Source organism: Longimicrobium sp. (assembly GCF_036554565.1).
Lineage (GTDB): Bacteria > Gemmatimonadota > Gemmatimonadetes > Longimicrobiales > Longimicrobiaceae > Longimicrobium.
On the sequence record NZ_DATBNB010000169.1, the window covers coordinates 1 to 5,222 of the forward strand.

At 72.6% G+C, this 5,222-nt stretch carries 1 protein-coding gene; it reads left to right on the forward strand.

Annotated features, from left to right (window positions below; all coding sequences use genetic code 11):
* Nucleotides 1-18: 18 nt before the first annotated feature.
* On the forward strand, nucleotides 19-5,222 hold a 5,204-nt coding region (locus VIB55_RS04650; RefSeq protein ID WP_331875502.1), incomplete at its 3' end, for an amino acid adenylation domain-containing protein.

Below are 5,222 nucleotides of genomic sequence, written 5' to 3' on the forward strand. Positions count from 1 at the left end.
CCCGAGCGCCTGAGGTACATGCTGGAGGATTCCGGCGCCACCGTCCTGGTCACGCGCGGTGACCTGGCGGGTGCGGTCCCGGCGGGCTCCATCCCCATCGTCCACCTCGACGGCGATGCGCTGCGGAACGAGAGCGAGGCAGACCTGCCGGGCGGGGCCGGCCTGGGCGACCTGGCGTACGTCATCTACACCTCCGGCAGCACCGGCCGCCCCAAGGGCGTGGCCGTGGAGCACCGGCAGCTCTGCAGCTACCTCTTCGGTCTGCGCGACCGGCTGCAGCTCACGGAAGGCGCCAGCTACGCGACCGTATCCACCCTCTCGGCAGACCTGGGCAACACGGCCGTCTTCTCCGCGCTCGCGTGGGGCGGAACGCTGCACGTGATCAGCGAAGACCGGATCTTCAACGGCGACCTGCTGGGCGAGTACTTCGCGCGGCACCAGGTGGACTGCCTGAAGATCACGCCGTCGCACCTGGCGGCACTGCAGACGGGCGGCGACCCGCGCCGGGTGATGCCGCGCAGGTGGCTGGTGCTGGGCGGGGAAGCGTCTTCCGTACGCTGGGCGAGCGAGCTGGTGGCGATGGCGCCGGAGTGCGCCGTCTTCAACCACTACGGGCCCACCGAGACCACCGTGGGCGCGCTGGCGCACCGCGTGGGGCCTGGTCCCGCGGAGACGGCTTCGGGGACGCTGGTCCTGGGCCGCCCGCTGCCGAACGACCGGGTGTTCGTCGTGGATGCGTCGCTGCGCCCGGTGCCCGTCGGCGTCGCGGGCGAGCTGCTGGTCGGCGGGGCGGGGGTGGCGCGCGGGTACCTGAACCGCCCGGAGCTGACCGCGGCGCGCTTCGTGGACGACCCGTTCGCCCCCGGGCGGCTCTACCGGACCGGCGACCGCGTCCGGTGGATGGTGGACGGAACGCTCGAGTACCTGGGCCGGCCCGGGCTGACGGCGGAGCGGTTCGCAGCCAGCCCGTTCGGCGAGGGCCGCCTGTACCGCACCGGCGACCGGTGCCGCTGGCTGGCGGACGGGACCGTGGAGTTCCTGGGCCGCATGGATCAGCAGGTGAAGATCCGCGGCTTCCGCGTGGAACCGGGCGAGATCGAGGCGGCGCTGCGGCAGGATGCCGGCGTGGCCGAGTGCGCCGTCGTGGCGCGCGCCGAGGCGGGCGAGACGCGGCTGGTGGCGTACGTGGTCGGCGAAGCGCGGGCGGAGGCTCTGCGCGCGCACCTGCGGGGGAGCCTGCCGGACTACATGCTCCCGTCCGCGTTCGTCTTCCTGGACGCGCTGCCGCTGACGCCCAACGGCAAGCTGGACCGCAAGGCGCTGCCTGCGCCGGACCTCGCGTCGTTAGAGGAATGGTACGTAGCGCCGCGCACCCCCGTTGAGGAGGTGCTGGCGGGGATCTGGGCGGAGGTGCTGCGCCTGGAGCGTGTGGGGGCGGAGGAGAACTTCTTCGAGCTGGGCGGGCACTCCCTGCTGGCGACGCGGGTGGTCTCGCGCATCCGCGAGGTGTTCGGGGTGGAGCTGCCGCTGCGGGCGCTGTTCGAAGGTCCCACGGTGGCGGGGGTGGCGCTGCGCGTGGAGGAGATTCGCCGCGCGGAGCTGCCGGTGCTGCCGCCGGTGGTGCCGACCGGGCGCACCGGGGCCATTCCGCTGTCCTACGCGCAGGAGCGGCTCTGGTTCCTGGACCAGCTGGAGCCGGGGAGCGCCACCTACAACATGCCCGCCGCGCTGCGTCTGGCGGGCGCGCTGAACGAGCGGGCGCTGGAGCGCGCCCTGGGCGAGATCGTCCGGCGTCACGAATCACTGCGGACGGTCTTCACGGCGGTGGCCGGCTCGCCTGTGCAGGTGATCGCGCCCTTCGCGGGGTTCACGCTGCCGATTGACGACCTCTCCAGGCTGGCCGAAGCGGATCGCGAGGCGGCGGTCCGGCGGCGCGCCAGTGAGGAGGCGGCACGGCCGTTCGACCTGGCGGCGGGACCGCTCTTCCGGGCGGCGCTGCTGCGGCTGGGCCACGAAGACCACGTGCTGCTGCTCTCGGCGCACCACATCGTCAGCGACGGGTGGAGCACGGGGGTGTTCTTCCGTGAGATGTCGGCGCTGTACGCGGCGTACCGCGACGGGCGCGAGTCGCCGCTCCCGGAGCTGCCGGTGCAGTATGCGGAGTACGCGGTGTGGCAGCGCGAGCAGTTGGCGGGTGAGCTGCTGGATCGGCAGCTGGCGTACTGGAAGCAGCGCTTGGCGGGAGCACCGGAGCTGCTGGAGCTGCCGACCGACCGCCCCCGCCCGCCGGTGCGGACGTACCAGGCCGCGTCGGTTCCGGTGGAGCTCTCCCCCGAGCTGCTGGAGCGGCTGCAGGCGCTGGGGCGGAACGAGGGGACGACGCTGTACATGACGCTGCTGTCGGCCTTCCAGGTGCTGCTCTCGAAGTACGCCGGGGTCGATGACATCGTCGTGGGCAGCCCCATCGCCGGACGTACGCGAGGCGAGGTGGAGACGCTGATCGGCTTCTTCGTCAACACCCTGGTGCTGCGGACCGACCTCTCCGGCGACCCGAGCTTCCGCGAGACCCTGCGGCGGGTGCGGGAAGTGACGCTGAGTGCGTACGAGCACCAGGACGTGCCCTTCGAGAAGCTGGTGGAGGAGCTGCAGCCGGAGCGCAGCTTGAGCCACTCGCCGCTCTTCCAGGTGATGTTCACGCTTCATAACGGCGAGGGCAGGGGAGGCGCTCTCCCAGGGCTGAGCGTCAGCGTAGCCGGTGCGGAGCTCGCGAGCGCCAAGTTCGATCTCTCCCTGACGCTGACGACCACCGGCCAAGCCCTGGGCGGCGCGCTGAGCTACAGCATCGACCTCTTCGAAGCGGGCACCATAGAGCGCATGGTGCGGCACCTGGAGCGGGTGCTGGAGCAGGCCGCCGCCGACGCGGACGTTCAGCTCTCGCAGGTGGACCTGCTCGGGGAGGCGGAGCGCGCGCTCGTGCTGGAGGAGTGGAACCGGACAGCGGCCGAGTATCCGGCGGACCGATGCATCCACGAGATGTTCGAGGCGCACGCGTCGCGCACGCCGGACGCGGTGGCGCTGGTGTGCGAAGACGAATTGCTCACCTTCGGCGCGCTGAACGCGCGGGCCAACCAGCTGGCGCACCACCTCCGCGGGCTGGGCGTGGGCCCGGACACGGTCGTGGCGATGCACTTCGGGCGCGGCGTGGACGCCATCGTCGCGCTGCTGGGGATCCTCAAGGCGGGCGGCGCCTACCTCGCGCTGGACCCCGCCCTTCCGCCCGAGCGGCTGGCGTACATGCTGGCGGATTCCGGCGCCGCCGTCCTGGTGACGCGCGGTCAGCTGGCGGGTGCGGTCGCGGCGGGCTCCATCCCCGTCGTCCATCTGGACGGCGATGCGCTGCGGAACGAGTGCGAGGCAGACCTGCCGGGCGGGGCCGGCCAGGGCGACCTGGCGTACGTCATCTACACCTCGGGCAGCACCGGCCGCCCCAAGGGCGTGGCCGTGGAGCACCGGCAGCTTTCCAGCTACCTGTTAAGCCTGCGCGACCGGCTGGAGCTCGCGGACGGAGCCAGCTACGCGACGGTCTCCACACTCTCGGCAGACCTGGGGAACACAGCCGTCTTCTCCGCGCTCGCGTGGGGCGGAACGCTGCACGTGATCAGCGAAGACCGGATCTTCAACGGGGATTTGCTGGGCGAGTACTTCGCGCGGCACCGGGTGGACTGCCTGAAGATCACGCCGTCGCACCTGGCGGCGCTGCAGTCGGGTGGCGACCCGCGCCGTGTGATGCCGCGCAGGTGGCTGGTGCTGGGCGGCGAAGCGTCCCCCGTGCAGTGGGTGAGCGAGCTGGTGGCGATGGCGCCGGAGTGCGCCGTCTTCAACCACTACGGACCAACCGAGACCACCGTGGGCGCGCTGGCGCACCCCGTGGGCGCCGCGCCCGCGGAGACGGCTTCGGGAACGCTGGTCCTGGGCCGCCCGCTCCCGAACTACCGGGTGTACGTGGTGGATGCGTCGCTGCGCCCGGTGCCCGTCGGCGTCGCGGGCGAGCTGCTGATCGGCGGGGCGGGGGTGGCGCGCGGCTACCTGGGCCGGCCCGGGCTGACGGCGGAGCGGTTCGTCGCCAGCCCGTTCGGCGAGGGCTGCCTGTACCGCACCGGCGACCGGTGCCGCTGGCTGGCGGACGGAACCGTGGAGTTCCTGGGCCGCATGGACCAGCAGGTGAAGATCCGCGGCTTCCGCGTGGAGCCGGGCGAGATTGAGGCGGCGCTGCGGCAGGACGCAGGCGTGGCCGAGTGCGCCGTGGTGGCGCGCGCGGAGGCGGGCGAGACGCGTCTGGTCGCGTACGTGGTGGGCGAAGCGCGGGGGGAGGCGCTACGGGCGCGGCTGCGGCAGAGCCTGCCGGAGTACATGGTGCCGAGCGCGTTCGTCTTCATGGAAGTGCTCCCACTCACGCCCAACGGCAAGCTGGACCGCAAGGCGCTGCCGGCGCCCGAGCTCGCGTCGACGGAGGAACGGTACGTCGCGCCGCGCACCCCCGTTGAGGAGGTGCTGGCGGAGATCTGGGCGGAGCTGCTGCGCCTGGAGCGGGTGGGGGTGACGGAGAACTTCTTCGAGCTGGGCGGGCACTCTCTGCTGGCGACGCGGGTGGTCTCGCGCATCCGCGAGGTGTTCGGGGTGGAGCTGCCGCTGCGGGCGCTGTTCGAGGGTCCGACGGTGGCGGAGGTGGCCGTGCGCGTGGAGGAGATGCGCCGGGCGGAGCTGCCGGTGCTTCCGCCGGTGGTGCCGGTGGAGCGCACGGGCGCGCTGCCGCTGTCCTACGCGCAGGAGCGGCTCTGGTTCCTGGACCAGCTGGAGCCGGGGAGCACCACCTACAACATCCCCGTGGCGTGGCGCCTGGGCGGTGCCCTCGACGAGGCGGCGCTGGAGCGCGCGCTGGGTGAGATCATCCGCAGGCACGAGGCGCTGCGGACGGTCTTCTGCGAAGTGGACGGGTCGCCGGTGCAGGTGATCGCCCCCTTCGCCGGGTTTGTGCTTCCGGCTGAGGACCTGTCCGGGCTGGGCGATGCGGATCGCGAGGCGGCGATCAGGCGGCGCTCCGGGGAGGAGGCCCGGCGGCCGTTCGACCTCTCGGCGGGACCGCTCTTCCGCGCGGCGCTGCTGCGGATGGACGCCGAGGATCACGTGCTCCTGCTCTCCATGCACCACATCGTCAGCGACGG